We start from the raw sequence: 19313 nt of genomic DNA, 5'->3' as shown, positions 1-19313 counted from the left end.
AAGTAAAGATAATAATCAGACCGGCAGCGGCAGACGCTGCTCAATAATACCGCCACCGAGGCACACTTCACCGTTATAGAAGACGGCAGACTGGCCCGGCGTCACGGCGGCAACCGGCTCATCAAAAATCACTTCAATGCGATCGTCGTCCAGCGCCTTGACGGTGCAAGGGATGTCGGTCTGGCGATAGCGGGTTTTTACCGTGCAACGCATAGTGCCGGTGAAGGGTTCGCGATCGACCCAGTGCAGCTGCTGGGCAATCAGACCGACAGACATCAGACGCGGGTGTTCATGGCCCTGCGCAACAATCAGAATGTTGTTTTCGACGTCTTTATCGACCACATACCACGGTTCTTCAGTGCCTTCTTTGGTGCCACCAATACCCAGACCTTTACGCTGACCGAGGGTGTGATACATCAGCCCCTGGTGCTCGCCAATTTCATCGCCGTCAACGGTAATGATTTTGCCCGGTTGCGCCGGGAGATAACGGCCCAGGAACTCGCGGAATTTACGCTCGCCAATAAAGCAGATCCCGGTAGAGTCTTTTTTCTTCGCGGTAACCAGACCGAGATCTTCAGCAATCTTGCGCACCTGCGGCTTTTCCAGTTCGCCGACCGGGAACAGGCTTTGCGCAATCTGCTCATGGCTGAGCGTATAAAGGAAGTAGCTCTGGTCTTTATTGCTATCCAGACCACGCAGCAGGCGGCTTTTGCCATCGACATCGGCACGACGAACGTAATGACCGGTAGCGATATAATCGGCACCTAAATCTTCGGCGGCAAATTCGAGGAACGCTTTAAATTTGATCTCTTTGTTGCACAGAATATCCGGGTTTGGCGTGCGACCGGCTTTATATTCGGCAAGGAACAGTTCGAAGACGTTGTCCCAGTACTCGGCAGCAAAGTTAACGGTGTGCAGTTCAATGCCGAGCTTATCGCAGACAGCCTGGGCATCAGCCAGATCCGCTGCCGCCGTGCAATATTCCTCACCGTCGTCTTCTTCCCAGTTCTTCATAAACAGGCCTTCGACCTGATATCCCTGTTGTTGCAACAGCCAGGCAGAAACGGAGGAATCGACACCGCCGGACATGCCGACGATTACTTTTTTTGCGGTTTCAGACATTGGATCACTCACGACATTGAACTTCAAGGCGGCGTATTCTATCACGCAGCCTTTTAGATGACACCCTTTGTAAAAGGCCAGTTAAAATCGCCAATCATCTCCAGCGGATAGCGTTGCCCACTTTGATAACAACGAATACTTTCCGCCACCAGCGGCGAGCGCAGATTTGACGCCTGTAAAATCTCTTCGGCGCTGACCCAACGGCAGCAGTCGATATCGCTGTCATGGGGCTGGGTCGGGCATATTTGCTCAAGCTCAATGGCAAACAGGAAGCGCAAAAACGGCGTTTTATCCGGCGCAATCCACTGATGCATGCGGATAAAATGTTGCGGTTGCGCGCTGATGCCAGTTTCTTCCCACAGCTCACGGGCGGCGGCTTCCACTAAGGTTTCATCTGCTTCCAGATGCCCGGCGGGCTGGTTCCATAACGCTTTACCATTAATCGTCTCTTCAACGATTAAAAATTTACCCTCTGCGTGCACTACGCAAGCAACGGTAACGTGCGGTTTAAACATTGTGCATCCTTATTCTGTTGCTTCTCGCCATTCGCCATTGGCAAGGTTATCCAAAGTGTAATCACCCATCGCATAACGAATCAGTCGCAGCGTGGGGAAACCAATATGGGCGGTCATGCGGCGCACCTGGCGATTACGTCCTTCATATAAGGTGATCTTAAGCCAGCTGGTGGGAATACTTTTTCGTTCACGAATTGGCGGATTACGGGGCCATAACCATTCCGGCTCCTCAACCATCTCCGCATCTGCGGGCAGGGTAGGGCCATCATTTAAGGTTACGCCATTGCGCAACGCTTCAAGGGCGTCTTCCGTGGGAATACCTTCTACCTGTACATAATAGATTTTCCCGGTACGTTTACCCGGCTGGGTTAAACGCGCCTGCAAAGCGCCGTTATTGGTCAGCACCAGTAACCCTTCGCTGTCGCGGTCGAGACGACCTGCCGCATACACTCCCTGAACCGGGATGAATTCTTTTAATGTTTTGCGTCCGGCTTCATCGGTGAACTGCGGAAGAACATCGTAGGGTTTATTGAACAGGATCACACGCGTGGGCTGGTTTTCAGGTTTTCGCCTGGTAGAACGTTGCGAGCTGAATCGCTTAACCTGGTGATTTCTAAAAGAAGTTTTTTGCATGGTATTTTCAGAGATTATGAATTGCCGCATTATAGCCTAATAACGCGCATCTTTCATGACGGCAAACAATAGGGTAGTATTGACAAGCCAATTACAAATCATTAACAAAAAATTGCTCTAACGCATCCGTATCGCAGGACGCAAACGCATATGCAACGTGGTGGCAGACGAGCAAACCAGTAGCGCTCGAAGGAGAGGTGAATGGAAAGTAAAGTAGTTGTTCCGGCACAAGGCAAGAAGATCACCCTGCAAAACGGCAAACTCAACGTTCCTGAAAATCCGATTATCCCTTACATTGAAGGTGATGGAATCGGTGTAGATGTAACCCCAGCCATGCTGAAAGTGGTCGACGCTGCAGTCGAGAAAGCCTATAAAGGCGAGCGTAAAATCTCCTGGATGGAAATTTACACCGGTGAAAAATCCACACAGGTTTATGGTCAGGACGTCTGGCTGCCTGCTGAAACCCTTGATCTGATTCGTGAATATCGCGTTGCCATTAAAGGCCCGTTGACCACTCCGGTTGGCGGCGGTATTCGTTCTCTCAACGTAGCTCTGCGCCAGGAACTGGATCTCTACATCTGCCTGCGTCCGGTACGTTACTATCAGGGCACCCCAAGCCCGGTTAAACATCCTGAACTGACCGATATGGTTATCTTCCGTGAAAACTCGGAAGACATTTATGCGGGTATCGAATGGAAAGCTGATTCTGCCGACGCTGAGAAAGTGATTAAATTCCTGCGTGAAGAGATGGGCGTGAAGAAAATTCGCTTCCCGGAACATTGCGGTATCGGTATTAAGCCGTGTTCTGAAGAGGGCACCAAACGTCTGGTTCGTGCCGCGATCGAATACGCAATTGCTAACGACCGTGACTCTGTGACCCTGGTGCACAAAGGTAACATCATGAAGTTCACCGAAGGCGCGTTTAAAGACTGGGGTTACCAGCTGGCGCGTGAAGAGTTTGGCGGTGAACTGATCGACGGCGGCCCGTGGCTGAAAGTCAAAAACCCGAACACCGGCAAAGAGATCGTCATTAAAGACGTGATTGCTGATGCGTTCCTGCAACAGATCCTGCTGCGTCCGGCAGAATATGACGTTATCGCCTGTATGAACCTGAACGGTGACTACATTTCTGACGCCCTGGCAGCGCAGGTTGGTGGTATTGGTATCGCCCCTGGCGCAAACATCGGTGACGAATGCGCCCTGTTTGAAGCCACCCACGGTACTGCGCCGAAGTATGCTGGTCAGGACAAAGTTAACCCAGGCTCTATCATCCTCTCCGCTGAGATGATGCTGCGCCATATGGGCTGGACTGAAGCCGCAGATCTGATTGTTAAAGGTATGGAAGGCGCGATTAACGCGAAGACCGTAACCTATGACTTCGAGCGTCTGATGGAAGGCGCTAAACTGCTGAAATGTTCAGAGTTTGGTGACGCGATCATCAAGAATATGTAATCACTACATGTGTTAAATATTGAAACGGGCGTATAACACGCCCGTTGTTTTTTGTTAGCATGCTAACGGTTATCAAAATTTTATCAAAACTCCCCTGCTAGTTTGGGGTAGTGTGGTCTGTCCAATGACTGCTCTACTGCCTAAGTCCCTATTCTCTTTTCTTTTAAACTGCGGTAAAGACCGGAATGCAACGGATCTGTATTAATAAAATAATAATGATCTCCCGTCTGGCGTTTAATGGCACGACGGTTATGCTCCCTGTTTGCTGACAGGCCCCGGCGCTGTGCGAGTTAAATAAACAGGTCTGCAGCTCTCCAGGGGGAGCCGTGGGCAAACACGGCATGATCCGGAATATCAACCCCCCTGAGAAAAAGGATTGTATTATATGGTAACACCATGCCGCATTAACGCGGCTGTGACACTGTCCCAGCTCCTGCAGAGCCAGGAAAGTTGCAGGACTCATCTGCGGGAGATGATAAATTTAATTCACAGAAATACGGACTGTAGCACGATGAGTTCTGATCAGATTAACGAACTGGCGGCTGTCATGGCGACCGCACTGCAGCCAAATCAGATGGCTAAACTGCCGGATAATCCAGACATGCCTAGGGCGCGTGGTCTGCAAATTCCTGAGTCGTTCAGTTTTAGTTTTTCCGACCACACCATTACCTTCACCAACACGCATATGGATTTTAATGGGGACAATTGCGTGAATATTATGGTCAGCAAGGATGGGTGGAGTGCCTGTGGCTATGCTGATTGTTATCTGTTTAACGCCTTTGTCACAACACTGGTCTCACGCATTCGCCAGCCCGGAATAGATGATTTCAGCCCTTCTATCACAGAAGAAAAACAACGGGAAGGAGTGAATTACATGCTAACGCCATGCTACTCCAACCTCGCCATGGGCGCGACATTGCCCCGGCCCCTGCTGCTGCTCCAGAGCAGCGAGAAAATTCTGAATCAGATGAAAAATTTAATCATCGAGAATACGGACGAGGCTAACGAACTGGTAGTTGCCATGACGAATGCACTGTTTACGTACCGGGCTGAGGTGGGGGCTGACCCGCAACTCACTAAGCTTTTCACTGAGCCGTTCAAGTTTAGTTTCTGTTTTTCTGGCCACACCATCACCTTCACGAAAACTATTAGTAATAGCAAATTAGTGAATATTGATGTCAGTGATGGCAGTGTGAAGGTCTGTGGAAGTGTGGATAGTGCCCGATTTCACGCCATTGCCGCGACACTGTTGTCACATAACCAGCCAGAATCACTTGATTTCAGGTCCTCCCTCTCCGCACTGTCGGAAGAAAACCTGAGTGCGAAACATGAGACAGTCCCGCAACGTCGCGTCAGGGTAAGGTCGAAAGTTGCCATAAAGCTCCCCATTCCCTACGAGGTTATCCGGAAATGGTCGATGATGACCTCGGATGAGCGGTGCAACGTCGATTTCAATAAGTGGTGTGAGAGCCACAACCTCCGGCCGTGCACAGCACATCATTACCTGAATTTGAGCAAGGACGGATTAACCTGGGTGGGCCGAGCGAAGCTGAACAAACCAGAGAAATGGAACAGAGTTACCAAAAATCTCGTCCGGGAATGGTCGAAGATGCCCCAGGTTCAGCGGGAAAAGATCAAGGGTGTTAAGGGGTTTTGTAGTCACCACAGCATTAATATATTCACTGCCAGAAAATACATGACAGAGAATGGGCTTACCGAAAGGGGCAAGAGCAGGATAAAGAAAGGTTCGTAAGGATCCGGTAAATTCGCGTTACATAATCATCAGCCCCTTAAATCGAAATCATAGTGGAGGGGCTTTTTTGAATAAATCGTACTTTTACTGAGTTTAAGGATCAGACCACACATCATCTGCCAACACGGCTCGTCCCGTTACAAAGCAAAAGTTAGAATCACCAACTGGCACATCAATAACAGAGCTCTTATCAACCGAGGCCCCTCCCTGTCTGGTTGCACGAGGAGGTGATTTCGGATTGGTATAAGTCAGCAATGCCTTCTTCCCAAGGGCGACCTCAGCATTCAGCGTAACGGATGTAGAGGTGTAGCCGGATTAATCCGGCAAACCCATCAAAAAATCAGGACAGCAGCAGACGGAGTTTACGCCTCTCGGCTCTGTTACGAGCAGCTGCGCCGTGTGAAAATCAGCGCGCTCATCCCACCCCAAAAAGGAGCGGGTTACTGGTCCGGTGAGTATGCCGACCGTAACTGTGCAGTCGCGTATCAGCGATTGACCGAGGGTAATTCCCGGTGAAAATGGACAAAAGATTACAATCGTTGCTCAATAGCGGAAACGGCAATGTACAGGGTAAAACAGTTATTCTGAGGTTCTCTGATGTTGCTAGATTATGATCGGCCGGTTGCAGAGGCTTTGGTCATGGTGCATACGCTGAACATAATGACGAAGGTAGGTATGCCAGAAAGTGTTCATACTGCCTGAAGATACAACCTGCTCAGGGGATACTTACCGAAAAATTATTTATTCGACAAAGCCCCATAGGGAGCGACTTGTAATGATGCAGGCCCAGCGGGAAGGCTCAACAATACATAACCGAACAGTGTTATAATAAGATTCATTTTGCTGATTGTTTCATAAGGACCAGTGAAGTAAGATCTAAGAAGAGTTAAAATTTATACAGTATAATCATGACATTGCAGTAAGGTGGTTATAATTGAAAGAACATTTGGATATGAATACATCTCATGTAAGAGTTGTAACTCATATGTGTGGGTTCTTGGTCTGGCTCTATAGTCTTTCAATGTTACCACCAATGGTTGTAGCATTGTTTTATAAAGAAAAAAGCTTGTTCGTTTTTTTTATTACTTTTGTTATATTTTTTTGTATTGGTGGCGGAGCGTGGTATACCACTAAAAAATCTGGCATTCAATTACGCACCCGTGATGGGTTTATTATAATTGTAATGTTTTGGATTTTATTTTCTATTATTAGCGCATTTCCATTATGGATTGATTCAGAGCTTAATTTAACGTTTGCTGACGCGCTGTTTGAAGGGGTTTCCGGAATAACAACAACAGGAGCAACAGTAATTGATGATGTCAGTTCATTATCTCGGGCATATTTGTTCTACCGGTCACAATTAAATTTTATAGGCGGTTTAGGGGTTATTGTTCTGGCAGTTGCTGTGTTGCCATTATTGGGTATTGGTGGTGCAAAACTTTATCAGTCAGAAATGCCAGGGCCATTTAAGGATGACAAACTGACTCCACGCTTGGCTGATACGTCGCGGACACTTTGGATAACTTATTCTTTATTAGGCATTGCTTGTATTGTTTGTTATCGACTTGCAGGAATGCCTTTGTTTGATGCTATTTGTCATGGACTTTCTACAGTTTCTCTTGGCGGTTTTTCAACTCATAGTGAGAGTATCGGCTATTTCAATAATTATTTGATTGAACTGGTGGCGGGCTCTTTTTCTCTGTTATCGGCTTTCAACTTCACTCTTTGGTATGTTGTTATAAGCAGGAAAACAATAAAACCCTTACTCAGAGATGTTGAACTTCGTTTCTTTTTGTTAATAGCTTCAGGTGTTATCATTGTTACCTCTTTCCAGGTCTGGCATATAGGTATGTATGACTTAACTGGAAGTGTTGTTCATTCGTTTTTTCTTGCTAGCTCCATGCTCACTGATAATGGTTTAGCTACGCAGGATTATTCAAACTGGCCCACACATACGATAGTTTTTTTGCTGCTGTCAAGTTTTTTTGGGGGATGTATAGGCTCAACGTGCGGCGGAATTAAATCACTTAGATTTCTTATACTTTTTAAACAAAGTAAACACGAAATAAATCAGCTTTCTCATCCCAGAGCATTGCTTAGTGTAAATGTTGGAGGGAAGATTGTTACAGACCGCGTAATGAGGTCTGTATGGAGTTTCTTTTTTCTTTATACTTTCTTTACAGTGTTTTTTATACTAGTGCTAAATGGTATGGGATATGATTTCCTTACATCATTTGCGACAGTCGCTGCATGCATTAATAATATGGGGCTGGGTTTTGGGGCTACCGCATCCTCATTCGGTGTTCTTAATGATATTGCAAAATATCTCATGTGTATTGCTATGATTCTTGGTCGACTTGAAATTTACCCTGTTATTATACTATTTTCAGGATTTTTTTGGCGTTCTTGATATATAGTTAATTTATGATTGTGAATTTTATAGTATGTTGACCCCTCATATGGACTGGACCCATAGGATTATTACCATCTCCGATGTGAAGTTGATAAAAAAATGCCTCTTTCTTACGCGAAATATCATCATTTCATCTGACGTGAATGCTGATAGTATCCAGGCTTGAGAAGCAAGCAGGCTACTCACTTAGCCTCGACGCCTCCTATTTACCATAAGAGACATCGAAATAACATTACAGTACAGTTTTTGCCCATCGCCTTCTGCGAAGTTTAGGAATGCAAGATGTTGCAGTGAGTCTTGTTCCACAGCGGGAACAGACAGCACCATGAGGTTGATTTAACTCAGGTTTATAGGTTGTAAAATTAAAACTTTGGCTTGAGCAAATCGGGCAGCAAAATTTAAGATTGGGGATAGCCCCTCCTGCCGGATACGTTGAAACCTAAGGTTAGTTCAGAAGGTAGAAAAAAGATAGGTAACTACGTTAAATTAATAGCATTAAACACTAAAAAAATAAACTCTGACGTCACATACATATCATTGTTTGACCACTCGGTAGAGGAACCAGAAACAAGTATTATGGGTTAAGTGTAGCTTCAGGTGTTGAATCTGGATTCAACGAATACATTCAGCACCATGCCTTCAAATAAAACAAAATCATAGAGCCCCTCTACGAAGGGGCAGTTTTTGGTAGATTTATCTATAGCATATAGGGAAGGTTAAATAACCCCCATTACTTGAGACCATGTGGACATATTTGCATAATGCAATGCTTATGCAGGCATTTATTCGTAATTTTGTTTGATTCTGTAGGACACTCTTGACTATTTTTGATTAAATTCCATAAATTTTTGTTGAATAGCGCCACGTTAAAAATACTGATCGGATATTCTTTATCCTCGAGTATAATACCTGACTTAATAACTGTAAATATGCTGCCAGGTGGGAGAAAGATATTTGAACGATACCAAATGATCATTTTTATATCGCTCCATATGACTGAAAAATATATACCACACGAAGGTTGTATTACAGTATCAATTACTATACACTTCATTTCTTCGCCTTATTCTTCTGTTCCAATGATGTTGATAAAGAATATCAATATAATTTGTACTATAGTCAGCTCAGATGAGGTTGAATGCAAAGGTGGTTTGTTCTTTATTTATATTTAAAGTTGTTTTTCTATCGCGGACGTTAGAGAAATATGCCAATGCATAATCTCTTTCCCCGCACTAATAATTAAATATGAATATAATCGCTAGTATCCGGGCACTCTTCGTGTATTAAAACTCCTGAGATGACTTAAATATCGTCTAATGTAAAAAGAAGCACCACTTCCAAAGCATTCCTGATAATATCTTTTTCAACAATGTCATCAGCAGATGATAAAAATGAGAGCAATTTCAGTATAATGCTCTTGTTATCCACGTGTTCGTTGCAAAGATATAAATCTCTAACTGCCTTATCAATTGCAAGTTTTTCTTCTGAAAGCCGACTATCATATTTATTCAAATATGCGTATAGGTTCATTTCAAAGTACATTCCTTGACTTTGCATAGAGATAATTGACTCCCAAGGATTTAATTAAGAATTTTATCTAAATGAAATTTAAAACAAGGGATCTCAACAGAGGCTAAACAAAATGAAATTTAGTAATATGATTAAATAATTCATTCCGTTTTAGTTCTGTTTAGTCAGGACGATATATATTTAATTCAAAGAAGATTTGTAAACAAAGCATAGCTTTTATGCTGGTTTGTGCCACTTTGCCAACCACCATGGTTGGCTTTTTTATATAAAGATCATAAGGATGACTATCTTACTGACATGATGAAAAGGTTTCAATTATTGGGTTTTATAGTATCGGTTTGACTGTTATGAGCAGCGTTAACTCGTTCCTGATAATATTAAGGTAACGTGATAATAACTAAGCCAAAACGCATAAAAAGCGCTTACTTTGCGTCCTTCATAATGGCCAGTATCGAATAGGTCGAATAAGGTAGGATGATTAAGAAACAGTTCCAGCAGCGGTATGATATCCAGATGCGCGCAAGCGTTCTTATCTGGCTGTGTTCAGCCATGTTTGGTGGAGTTAGCCGGAGATAATTCTAAGGCAGGAGGTATGCAGTACATGCTATCAAGAATATGTTAACGCTATACCTATTAAGTACTGAACGGGCATATAACACGCCCGTTGTATTTGTGGGTTTGATAACTGCAAGAAAAGTAACGTATCAGAACGGCAAAGGAGGCGTGTCAAATGTCAGATTTATAGAATTGGTCGGCTGAACAATTATGGATAACAATAAAAAGGGAGTTCTGATAAGTCATAGAAAGTCCTCTTTTTTGTTATTTTACTGAATTATGATAGATCTCTTATGTGTTAAAACTTTGCTAGATTAATGGCTTGTTATTTTCCACATCTTCAACATACAACAGCGTATTATCAATAGCGTAGTAGCCGCGTTTATTGTTATTAACATCGGTTACCCAGCGGAAAACGCCAGCACTTGCCAGTGTTGTACAATACTCCCAAAATGTAGAGTTCCCAGAAATATGAAGCAATGCCGCCTCTTTAATTTTTTCTGGGTTTTTGGTTGTACTGACTTTTAACAGGCTACGGTTTCCTCTTAATAACAAAACTGTTTCATCGTGAGTAATAATTCTGATGTTATCCGTAGCCAGATAATAAATGTAATGCACAATACGGTGATGTTTTAACTCTGAATAAAACCAGGAAAAGTTTTGCTCTTTTCTCACTTTTTCAAACATCTTTTGAAAAACAACGACCTGATCCATCAGGATAATAACCTTTTGTTAGTTGTGAGAGTGCGTAGTGTGCACGATCGGTTTTCTCACTTCAAGCTGGTCTGTCCTTTGGCTGTGATATGTACAAAGTGTGAAAGGGGGGTTACCTGAATTCTCCCGGTGAGCATTTTGCAACGGATCAGCTCCGGTACAAACGCTGTTGTGGGTTCAGATTATAAGATTCTGTCTAAGGGGCGGGATAAAGGTGAAATTAGGGGGCATGAAAGATGACGTTATAACCTTGCTCACCCCAGTGTTGTAAAAGTTCGTTTTGCCTTCTCGTTGGTGCCATGCCTGTCCAGACAATCAATGTTTGCGTCGGGAACAGTTCCGGGCGCGGCGATTCAATGGGATCAGCAAGGACAGAAATATGCCATCCTGACAATGATAAACGCCATGCTTCCAGCCACAATCGTGCTCTCTCTTCAACATTCCACGCCATTAGAATGGCTTCTTTACCGGGCTTACGGCGCATTTCGAAAAGTGAGGCTGCTGCGTATTCAATTAATGCGCCGTCAAATATACTGCTCATAATGCGGGAGGTGTTGTGATCAAGCACGAGACGCTGACGAACAGGAAGGTAAACATGATTAATCAATTGATCTACCGGGTACTCTCGACCCAGTGAAATAATTCTCGCGCGTAGTTTGGCAGGATTAGCCATACGAAGAATTGACATCATCTCTTCTTGCAGGCGGCTCCAGTCATCTTCCGTATCCTGGCTGGTGGTTTCCAGTAATGCTTTAACTTTGCCTACAGGGACGCCATTACTTATCCAACGCTTGATCTCTTCGATGCGTTGTATGTCTTCTTCATCAAAGAGTCGGTGTCCGCCTTCACTGCGCTGTGGTTTTAACAAACCGTAGCGGCGTTGCCAGGCCCGGAGAGTGACAGGATTAATCCCGCAACGTTCAGCAACATCACCAATGCTGTAATAAGCCACAATTCCTCCTTGCGCTCATAAATCTCCGTCGCCTGTACACGACCCAATAATACTTTGTACAATATACGCTAAAATTGTACAAAGTATAAATAAGATTTCAGCTAAATTGGATAAAACATTATTTTTAATGTGGATTAAATTAAAACATAACGTATTCATTTTCACGATGATTTCCAGAAATCATGTGAAATAATGTGCTGAAAATTATTTTTTCTCCGGCCACGCAACTGAAGGGATACCATTCAATTTAGCTTTGGCAAACAGATCTCCCTGAAACATCTCAATTCCTGCAGATTCAAGCCACATCCACTCTTCTGGTGTTGCCACACCCATAGCAGAGACTTGAATTTCAAGTGATGTACAGCATTTTATGATCGCCTGAATAATTGCCTGCCGAGGCCCGCTTTTATGAACATTGGTAATCAATTCCTGACTGATTTTAATTCTATCAGGCTGGAAGCGTGACAGGAGTAACAAACCGGCAAAACCTGTGCCAAAATGGTCAATTGCTACACTCATACCGGTAGCCTTAAGTGATTTAACAGCATCGGCAAATTCATCAAACCGAGATATGACCTCACTTTCAGTAAATTCCACGATAATTTGTTCAGGCACCAAACCATTGGCCTTTATTTCATCAAGTAAAAAAGAGACCGCGTCAGGCTCGTTAACCAGGGTCATAGGTAATAGATTGATTGAAATCATTTTATCACCGAGCTCAAGTGCGTGTGCCATCGCGAATGCAAGTGCCTTACTTTTGAGATCCGCTGTGTAGATTTCCCCGTCATTGCTTTGCCCAACCACTCTGGCTGATGGGCTGTCTTCCCTATTTTTAACAATTGCTTCAAAAGCGATTATCCGCCGCGATAAAGGATCGACAATAGGATGAAAGGCAAAGTGGTCGTTTATATTTGGTGAAAGGGTAAAGGAATCAAGTTCTTTATCAGGTCCGTCAGCGATAAAACGCCAGGAGTCTTCGGCAGGAATCTCGAAATAGGTTGATTTTTCAGTTGAAAGAACAAAAGTACGAAAAAATTGCAGCGCTCTGTCATCATAAGTTAGCTGAAATTTTGAGGTGCCTTTGTCGAGTACGGCCTGTAAAACGTCATTGCGCTCGTGGAGGCGCAAATCAAATAATTCCATTCCCGCTTTGCCAAAACGGCGAGCAGGCGCGTAATCGCACAGCAGCTCAACAATATTATAGTGCCGTGGATCCTGGCATATGGCCCGATAAATCATTTGAACCTGTTCTTCCGGACCTTCCAGAAGTTGAAAAAAATGTGAACCATTAAACAGTAAAATCCCTGTTACGTCAGACCGCATGTTTCTGCGATTTGCTATCGAAACCATTTCTTCGATTTTTTTGACAGGTTCGTCGTCACGTATATGGCTACGATAAATAAGGGTAGTAAGCATTAATAGTCCAGGGTAATGGGCGAGGCGAGAGTATGACGGTAACAGACATATCTTCTGGTGTCTTGCTTTTAATACTAAAACATAACTATTTATTTACATTGATAAAAAATAGAAAAATTTGAAGATGAGTTCGTTTGGAATCTTGTATAGGTTGTCAGTCAAATGATGCAAATAATTTTTACGTATCTCATTGTTTTATAGGTGTTAGCACTAATTGCAAAAAAATAATTTATCATTCTGTACACATATTTCGTACAAGTTTGCTATTGTTACTGCACTTAACAACGTTTAACATTTTTAATAGAGGCGTAGCATGCAGCAAAATTCAGTGATTTCAGATTCTGCGGGGGCAATTACTCGTTACTTTGCAAAAGCTAACTTGCCTACTCAGCAGGAAACCCTCGGGGAAATTGTGACTGAAATTTTGAAAGATGGACGTAATCTGAGTCGAAAGTCGCTTTGTACCAAACTTCTTTGTCGACTGGAGCAAGCGACAGGGGAAGAGGAACAGAAACACTACAATTCACTAATTGGGTTGCTTTTTGAATAATGTGACAGCCTGATTATTTGACAGATTAACTATGAAGTCGTTATGAAGACATCTGATAATGAAAGTATAAAACATGAAATTACTGGCCAGGCGGTGTTCCAGATATTACGCATGAAGATAAATTTTTCGTTGCAGACTCTTATTAAGCAATTACTCGTAATGAAATCGGCTGAGGAAAATGCTTTCCGACGAGATTTAATTGACAGCATAATTCGTGATTTTAGCAACAGTGATACAGGAGGGCCAAACAGAAGAACAGCGATAGCTGACAATAAAAGTATGTTCAATGGTAAGAAAATAAACAGAATACATTAAAATTTCATAAGTAAGATGAGAGGTTACCATGCTTGAAGATACTACAATTCATAATGCAATAACTGATAAAGCGTTATCAAGCTACTTTCGCAGTTCGGGTAATTTGTTAGAAGAAGAGTCAGCTGTGTTAGGGCAGGCTGTGACCAATTTAATGCTTTCAGGCGATAATGTTAATAATAAAAATATTATCTTAAGTCTGATACACTCTCTGGAAACAACAAGTGATATTCTCAAAGCTGATGTGATTAGAAAAACACTGGAAATCGTGTTGCGATACACAGCTGATGATATGTAACTTTCAATTATTAAGTATAATTTTATAGAAAACTCAGTCATCTTATTTTTGTCTGTCGCTTTAGACTATACACAGCATAATTTTATTGGGTCACTATTCCTACGAGGCTGACATGAATAATTCAATCCCAGAGAGATTTATTTTTCAATGTGCTTTGTTTAAAAATCTCGAGAGGGAGGTGTTCATGACGCATGGATATGTTGATAGTCATATTATTGATCAGGCTTTACGCTTGCGTTTAAAAGATGAAACTAGTGTGATTCTTTCTGATCTCTATCTGCAAATCTTGCAGTACATTGAAATGCATAAGACTACACTAACGGATATCATTATTAATGACAGGGAATCCGTGCTCTCTTAGAACTGAGTAAGGTTTTAAAATTACAATCAGCTGTATCATATGCTGGTGCAAAGTAATAATTTAAGTCGTTATGTTTCTTAATATATCCGGAATATCAGGGTTTAAACAAGAATGGAGAACTATTGTTCTCCATTCTTGACGTCTGACATCCTGCCAGATTTGCTTAATTTTACCCACATTAAGCACAATAATTAATAGGTTAGATGACGATGGAGAAAATTTTATCTTCGGCGTGGATATTTCTTATGCTCTCTACCATGCTCTCTTTAGACGCCAGCACGAGCGAATGAACATCATTTTCATGTATTAAAATCCTTAGTCCGGGACAAGCGAATGCGCAATACACTCATACCCATCCTCGTTGCGATATGCTTGTTTATAACCGGTGTCGCTATTTTGAATATCCAGCTCTGGTATTCCGCAAAAGCAGCATATATGACGGGAGCGAGATATGCTGTCAACAATATCAATCACATACTTGAAGAAGCGTCACAGGCGACTCAAGCGGCGGTTAACATTGCCGGTAAGGAATGCGACCTCGAGGAGCAATATCAGCTTGGCACTGAAGCAGCTCTGAAACCTCACTTGCGCACAATCATCATTCTCAAACGCGGAATGGTCTGGTGTACATCCTTGCCGGGGAATCGAGTCCTGCTGTCTCGTATTCCTGCTTTCCCTGACAGTAATTTATTGTTGGCTCCGGCAATCGACACCGTCAATAGATTGCCTATCCTGCTCTATCAGAGCCAATTTGCAGACACGCGTATTTTGGTCACGATAAGTGATCAGCATATTCGTGGGGCGCTTAATGTGCCCTTGAAAGGGGTAAGGTATGCATTACGCGTAGCGGATGACATTATTGGACCTACCGGTGACGTGATGACGCTTAATGGACACTATCCTTATACTGAGAAGGTTCACTCCACAAGATATCATTTCACTATTATCTTTAACCCACCACCATTCTTTAGCTTCTACAGACTTATCGATAATGGCGTAGGGGTTTTGATATTCATTCTGTTAATTGCCTGCGCCGCAGCCTACCTGCTTGATAAGTATTTTAATAAAAGCGCAACGCCTGAAGAGGTCCTGCGACAGGCAATAAGTAATGGTGAGATTGTCCCTTTTTACCAACCTGTGGTAAATGGTCGGGAAGGGACATTGCGGGGAGTTGAGGTATTAGCCCGCTGGAAACAACCTCACGGCAAATATATCTCACCCGCGGCATTTATTCCACTTGCTGAAAAATCCGGATTAATCGTTCCGCTTACGCAAAGCCTGATGAATCAGGTTGCCAGACAGATGAACGCTATCGCGAGTAAATTGCCGGAAGGTTTTCATATCGGAATTAATTTTAGTGCCTCGCATATTATTTCGCCGACGTTTGTCGACGAGTGCTTAATTTTCCGTGACAGTTTTACCCGCCGCGATTTAAACCTCGTTCTGGAAGTGACCGAGCGTGAATCATTAGATGTTGATGAAAGTCTGGTTCAGCGGTTGAACATTCTGCATGAAAATGGTTTTGTCATCGCACTGGATGATTTTGGTACTGGCTATTCAGGGCTTTCTTATCTGCATGATCTGCATATTGATTATATTAAAATTGATCACAGTTTTGTTGGTCGTGTCAATGCAGACCCAGAATCAACCAGGATTCTGGATTGTGTACTGGATCTGGCGCGTAAACTTTCGATCAGTATCGTCGCTGAAGGTGTCGAAACAAAAGAACAGCTTGATTATCTGAATCAAAACAACATCACATTTCAGCAGGGTTATTATTTCTATAAACCGGTAACCTACATCGACCTGGTTAAAATTATCCTTTCTAAACCGAAGGTGAAGGTTATGATTGAGTAAAAATTGATCATTAAGACCATGGTGCGGTGTAATTATAGACAGCTAATTAGCTCGTTGCGTCTTGTTACTATTGTTCATTATTTTGTTTGCTATAATTGTTTGAAAGTTTTGACAGGATTGCCATTAGTAGCATGAACAATAGTAATAATCTGGATTATTTCACTCTCTATATCATCTTTTCCATTGCATTTATGCTGATCACCTTGCTGGTCATCCTTATCGCAAAACCCAGTACTGGGCTTGGAGAAGTGCTTGTGACGATAAATTTGCTGAATGCCCTTGTTTGGCTGGCGATCAATCTGGTTAATCGAGTAAGGGAAAAACTCGTTAGCCACAGGGATCAGCACTAATCTTTCTTTATGCTATAGCCGCTATATAGTAATAAGTATTGTTGTATTTGTGGTTTAATGCCGATTAAATTGCTTTGCTTGTTGTTGTGAGGGCGTATTGGCGGGTGTGATGTTTCATTGTAGAACTATATACAACCACCGCGTCGAATCAATCGACGCGGTAACAGACGAAATATTATTTTTTGCCGATAGCACGCATGGTGTCATCAATTGCCGTGATCAACAGCATTTGCGGGTCTTTAGCGCAAACCTGGTTCAGTTTTTCTACCACTTTGGCGCTCAGTTCCGGAGATTGCTCAATTTTTAAATCACGGCTGGCAACGCTGGCATTACCCATTACCGCAACAATTTCTGCAACCTGTGCGCTGTCAGTTTTTGCCATTTCGTTGGCTTCTGCGCAAGTAATATAGGTTTCTGACGGCAAACCGTTCTTAATATTGTAGTCCTGCGCCCAGGTCATTGGTGCGAAAACAAACAGACCCGCCAGTAAAGCAAATTTTTTCATCATCATTCCTTATTTCATTTTACCCAGAATTGCACCACCCGTACCGCCAATTACGGCACCTTTAATCGCCCCTTCAAGGCCATTGCCGGTCAGAACGCCAGTGACAGCACCAACGGCGGCACCAACTTTTGCACCTTTGCGCGCATTTTTGCCGTCGCGGCCTTTTTCTGTTACTGCACCAACGCCAGCGCCAACAGCTGCACCTTTCAGTACACCATTAACGCCATTGCCAGTAAGTAAACCAACGCCTGCACCAAGTAGTGCACCTTTTGTGGTGCGATTCATATCCGCCATCGCTGGCGCGGAGCAGAGCAATGCTGAGATAAGCCCGAAGGCGAGTATTTTTTTCTTCAACTTAGATGTCCGGTATTAAGTAAGTTGCACACACAATAATTTCGTCTTCAATTAAGACCTGCTTAACTAAAGAACGCTCGCTATTATTCAGATAATTCAAAATGAGCGTGGCTGTGATGATAGGAATTATGTCTTTTACTTGAATGAGAATAATCTTAAATAAAAAATAACTCTTTGATTGATAATATTTTTATTCAAGAAGTGTCATTGGCTGTTAACGTGATGTTGTAAAGGTAAGATAATCTGATGCATCAATATTATTGTGTAATATTCATGTGAGTAGAAGATATTCATCAGAAACAATTATGTGAGTCATTTTACTTTGCCGACGGCCTTATTTTCGCAGAATAAGCGTACGACAGTCTTATCTGAAAAGATTGATTTTTATTCAACCACACTTCAGCGCGATGCGTCTAAAAATGCCTCTTTCTTATGCGGAATATCATCATTTCATCATGATGTCTTTGATGAGCGGTGAACACAATACACTTGCGCTGTCTCTTAAGGATGAATCCCCTGGTCTGGTGCCTGTGGGCCGATGTTGCAGCAGAGCTAAGGTCGCTTACCCGCTACTCAGTATTCACTTTTCAGAGGATGAAATTTATGAACAGGACCAGTCGCTATTATTTTCGCCGTTCAGTACTTTCCTTATTGATATCTGCCTTGATATATGCCCAGCCTGGAGAGGCTGCTTTCACATCAATCGTTACTGGTATCGTAAATGGTGAAACTGTGGATGGCGAGCAAATAGTAGATGAACGGGGGACAACTAATGATACTCATATCATTAATCACGGCCACCAGACTGTATTTGGTGGGGTGTCTAATGGAAGTATTATTGAAATGGGTGGACAACAAGATGTAGCAAACCATAACAATTATCAGGGGCAAGCTAATAATACAATCCTTCATGGGGGTACACAGGTAATTTATAATGGTGGGAATTCTAGCGGTACGATAATCGCGAGTGGCAATCAGCAAGTTTATAACGGTGGTACCAGCAATGGCACGTTAATCGAGGGTGGCAATCAGTACATTTATAAGGATGGTACCAGCAATGGCACGATAATTAAGAATGGTAATTCATACGTCGAAGGAGGGAGAGCAAACGGGACTGTCATTGATGGTGGTAAACAAACAGTAACAGCTCAGGGGCATGTTGACGGTACGACGATAAATACATCTGGTTCTCAGAACATCACACAAGGAAGTCTGGCAACGAACACAACAATAGATGGGGGCCGACAGTATGTAGATTCGAGTATTGTAGAAAACACTATCATTAAAAATGGAGGTGACCAAAGAACAATTAAGAGCCATGCGCTGGACACCACAATAGATGGTGGTCGACAGGATGTTGATTCAAGCACTGCACAAATAACCACCATTAAAAATGGAGGAATGCAGACGCTGCAAAACACGTCAACGGCGCACACTACCACGATCTATTCTGGTGGGACGCAAATTGTTGATAGCAGGAGCACCTCGAATGTTATTGAAATATATTCCGGTGGCGTGCTTGATGTTAGAGAGGGCACGGCAACGAATGTTACCCAGCACGATGGCGCGGCTTTAAAAGCAATGACTGACAGGTCGACGGTGAGCGGTACGAATAGTGAAGGGGCATTCTCTATTCACAATAACGTGGCAGACAATGTGTTGCTGGAAAAC

At 43.1% G+C, this 19313-nt stretch carries 21 protein-coding genes and 2 pseudogenes; 12 read left to right on the top strand and 11 right to left on the bottom strand.

Annotated features, from left to right (window positions below):
• Positions 1-15 precede the first annotated feature (15 nt).
• The 3 genes from mnmA to rluE are packed head-to-tail and all read right to left on the bottom strand — an operon-like array spanning position 16 to position 2300.
• Positions 16-1122, bottom strand: coding sequence for a tRNA 2-thiouridine(34) synthase MnmA (gene mnmA / locus BEB42_RS00120; protein WP_001353282.1), 1107 nt, complete (start codon positions 1120-1122; stop codon positions 16-18).
• A 53-nt stretch (positions 1123-1175) separates the two neighbouring features.
• The gene (gene nudJ, locus BEB42_RS00115; RefSeq protein WP_032183952.1) at positions 1176-1637 is read right to left on the bottom strand and encodes a phosphatase NudJ; all 462 of its coding nucleotides are present in this window, start codon (positions 1635-1637) and stop codon (positions 1176-1178) included.
• A gap of 9 nt (positions 1638-1646) precedes the next feature.
• Positions 1647-2300, bottom strand: coding sequence for a 23S rRNA pseudouridine(2457) synthase RluE (gene rluE / locus BEB42_RS00110; protein ID WP_105267105.1), 654 nt, complete (start codon positions 2298-2300; stop codon positions 1647-1649).
• Positions 2301-2471: 171 nt separating this feature from the next.
• Between rluE and icd the strand changes: the two genes are divergently transcribed.
• The 4 genes and pseudogenes from icd (at position 2472) to trkG (ending at position 7885) form a co-directional block, all read left to right on the top strand.
• Positions 2472-3722 (top strand): NADP-dependent isocitrate dehydrogenase, encoded by a 1251-nt coding sequence (gene icd, locus BEB42_RS00105; RefSeq protein ID WP_000444487.1) that lies wholly within the window; start codon positions 2472-2474, stop codon positions 3720-3722.
• Positions 3723-4107: 385 nt separating this feature from the next.
• Entirely contained in the window at positions 4108-5475 is a 1368-nt protein-coding gene (locus BEB42_RS00100; RefSeq protein ID WP_000258474.1) for a hypothetical protein, read from the top strand.
• Positions 5476-5787: 312 nt separating this feature from the next.
• Positions 5788-6177: pseudogene (locus BEB42_RS26605) on the top strand (IS5/IS1182 family transposase); the annotation flags it as partial.
• A gap of 250 nt (positions 6178-6427) precedes the next feature.
• Positions 6428-7885: a Trk system potassium transporter TrkG gene (gene trkG / locus BEB42_RS00090; RefSeq protein WP_001360580.1), complete on the top strand. Its 1458-nt coding sequence runs from the start codon at positions 6428-6430 to the stop codon at positions 7883-7885.
• A gap of 733 nt (positions 7886-8618) precedes the next feature.
• On the opposite strand, the gene iraM is transcribed toward trkG, so the two are convergent.
• From iraM to BEB42_RS00065, 5 genes are all read right to left on the bottom strand, one after another.
• Positions 8619-8942 carry an anti-adapter protein IraM gene (gene iraM, locus BEB42_RS00085; RefSeq protein WP_000649797.1) on the bottom strand — a complete coding sequence of 108 codons (324 nt, stop codon included), beginning with the start codon at positions 8940-8942 and terminating at the stop codon, positions 8619-8621.
• A gap of 248 nt (positions 8943-9190) precedes the next feature.
• The gene (locus tag BEB42_RS00080) at positions 9191-9445 is read right to left on the bottom strand and encodes a biofilm development regulator YmgB/AriR family protein (protein ID WP_001353280.1); all 255 of its coding nucleotides are present in this window, start codon (positions 9443-9445) and stop codon (positions 9191-9193) included.
• Positions 9446-10282: 837 nt separating this feature from the next.
• The gene (locus tag BEB42_RS00075; protein ID WP_000373092.1) at positions 10283-10687 is read right to left on the bottom strand and encodes a DUF1398 domain-containing protein; all 405 of its coding nucleotides are present in this window, start codon (positions 10685-10687) and stop codon (positions 10283-10285) included.
• A gap of 220 nt (positions 10688-10907) precedes the next feature.
• The gene (gene bluR, locus BEB42_RS00070) at positions 10908-11639 is read right to left on the bottom strand and encodes a DNA-binding transcriptional repressor BluR (protein WP_000332295.1); all 732 of its coding nucleotides are present in this window, start codon (positions 11637-11639) and stop codon (positions 10908-10910) included.
• Between the two features lie 204 nt (positions 11640-11843).
• Positions 11844-13055, bottom strand: coding sequence for a diguanylate phosphodiesterase (locus BEB42_RS00065; protein WP_000958307.1), 1212 nt, complete (start codon positions 13053-13055; stop codon positions 11844-11846).
• A gap of 313 nt (positions 13056-13368) precedes the next feature.
• Between BEB42_RS00065 and ycgZ the strand changes: the two genes are divergently transcribed.
• The 6 genes from ycgZ (at position 13369) to ymgF (ending at position 16783) form a co-directional block, all read left to right on the top strand.
• On the top strand, positions 13369-13605 hold the full coding sequence (gene ycgZ, locus BEB42_RS00060; protein WP_001186982.1) for a regulatory protein YcgZ: 237 nt from the start codon (positions 13369-13371) through the stop codon (positions 13603-13605).
• Between the two features lie 42 nt (positions 13606-13647).
• Entirely contained in the window at positions 13648-13920 is a 273-nt protein-coding gene (locus tag BEB42_RS00055; protein WP_000858008.1) for a hypothetical protein, read from the top strand.
• 28 nt (positions 13921-13948) lie between these two features.
• On the top strand, positions 13949-14215 hold the full coding sequence (ariR, locus tag BEB42_RS00050) for a biofilm/acid-resistance regulator AriR (protein ID WP_000888778.1): 267 nt from the start codon (positions 13949-13951) through the stop codon (positions 14213-14215).
• A gap of 112 nt (positions 14216-14327) precedes the next feature.
• Complete coding sequence (gene ymgC, locus BEB42_RS00045) at positions 14328-14576, top strand: protein YmgC (protein ID WP_001065752.1); 249 nt, start codon at positions 14328-14330, stop codon at positions 14574-14576.
• 333 nt (positions 14577-14909) lie between these two features.
• On the top strand, positions 14910-16433 hold the full coding sequence (locus BEB42_RS00040) for a cyclic diguanylate phosphodiesterase (protein ID WP_001353279.1): 1524 nt from the start codon (positions 14910-14912) through the stop codon (positions 16431-16433).
• Between the two features lie 131 nt (positions 16434-16564).
• Positions 16565-16783 (top strand): cell division-associated protein YmgF, encoded by a 219-nt coding sequence (ymgF, locus tag BEB42_RS00035; RefSeq protein WP_001065863.1) that lies wholly within the window; start codon positions 16565-16567, stop codon positions 16781-16783.
• Positions 16784-16958: 175 nt separating this feature from the next.
• Here the strand turns inward: ymgF and BEB42_RS00030 are convergent, their stop codons facing one another.
• The 3 genes from BEB42_RS00030 to BEB42_RS00020 are packed head-to-tail and all read right to left on the bottom strand — an operon-like array spanning position 16959 to position 17796.
• Complete coding sequence (locus BEB42_RS00030; protein ID WP_000979977.1) at positions 16959-17294, bottom strand: YmgD family protein; 336 nt, start codon at positions 17292-17294, stop codon at positions 16959-16961.
• 3 nt (positions 17295-17297) lie between these two features.
• Positions 17298-17642: a YMGG-like glycine zipper-containing protein gene (locus BEB42_RS00025; RefSeq protein ID WP_000726978.1), complete on the bottom strand. Its 345-nt coding sequence runs from the start codon at positions 17640-17642 to the stop codon at positions 17298-17300.
• 1 nt (position 17643) lies between these two features.
• Positions 17644-17796: a hypothetical protein gene (locus BEB42_RS00020; RefSeq protein ID WP_032183962.1), complete on the bottom strand. Its 153-nt coding sequence runs from the start codon at positions 17794-17796 to the stop codon at positions 17644-17646.
• Between the two features lie 265 nt (positions 17797-18061).
• Here BEB42_RS00020 and BEB42_RS00010 point away from each other — a divergent pair.
• Positions 18062-18178 (top strand): annotated as a pseudogene (locus BEB42_RS00010) (ATPase); the annotation flags it as partial.
• Positions 18179-18245: 67 nt separating this feature from the next.
• Positions 18246-19313, top strand: a 1068-nt coding sequence (locus BEB42_RS00005; RefSeq protein ID WP_172954542.1) for an AIDA repeat-containing protein, incomplete at its 3' end; no start/stop codon positions are given.

Source organism: Escherichia sp. MOD1-EC5990, assembly GCF_002965285.1.
GTDB classification, from domain to species: domain Bacteria; phylum Pseudomonadota; class Gammaproteobacteria; order Enterobacterales; family Enterobacteriaceae; genus Escherichia; species Escherichia coli_F.
The sequence above is the reverse complement of the archived record's forward strand: the minus strand, read 5'-3'. Positions and strand labels throughout refer to the sequence as shown.